The sequence below is a fragment of the Streptomyces tricolor genome (assembly GCF_002155905.1).
In the GTDB taxonomy this organism is placed as follows: Bacteria; Actinomycetota; Actinomycetes; order Streptomycetales; family Streptomycetaceae; genus Streptomyces; species Streptomyces tricolor.
Window position 1 is genome coordinate 1 of record NZ_MUMF01000673.1, and the last position, 676, is coordinate 676.

At 79.3% G+C, this 676-nt stretch carries 1 protein-coding gene; it reads left to right on the forward strand.

The genetic code is table 11. The features are described 5' to 3' along the window. Positions 1-42: 42 nt before the first annotated feature. Positions 43-676: outer membrane protein assembly factor BamB family protein (locus tag CCN44_RS37055; RefSeq protein ID WP_276329143.1), on the forward strand; the 634-nt coding region annotated here is incomplete at its 3' end.

The window sequence follows — 676 nt, forward strand, 5'->3', positions numbered from 1 at the left end:
GCGCCCGGGTACGGCACGCCTGCCGGCGGGACCGGTCAGCCGGTGCCCGGGTATGGCACGCCTGCCGGCGGGACCGGTCAGCCGGCGCCCGGGTACGGCACGCCTGCCGGCGGAACTCCCCAGCCCGGGCAGGGCTTCGGCGCCGCCACGGTCGCCGACGGCGCCCCCGCCCTGGCCGGCACCGTGCGGCTCGGCGCGTCCGGTGACCCCGGGCGGCCCGGCCGGCGCCGGGTGCTGGGCCTCGCCGTCGGCGGGGCGGGCGCCGTCGCGGGTGTCGGCGGGGGCGTCGCCTGGTGGCTGGGGAAGGGCGGCGACGGTGACGACACACCGGCCGCCGGCGGCAAGGGCGGGGCCTCCGGTGAGCCCGCAGCCGAGCACTTCGCCACCCCGCCCGCCGGAGTCGCCCCCCAGCCCCTGTGGCACCGGGCGCTGACCGAGGACAGCACCAGCACCGGCGTACCCCTGCTCGTCCACGACGGCCTGCTGCTGATCAGCGGCGACCCGCTCGTGGCGTACGACGTCAAGACCGGCAAGCCCCGCTGGTCCAAGCCGGACCTCGTGGTCCCCGGCTCCCAACTGCTGTACCGCGGCGGCCGGATGTACCTGCCGGACGCCGAGTACGACGGCGTCCTCCTCGCCCGCGACGCGGCGACCGGCGCGGAGGTGTGGCGCAGCC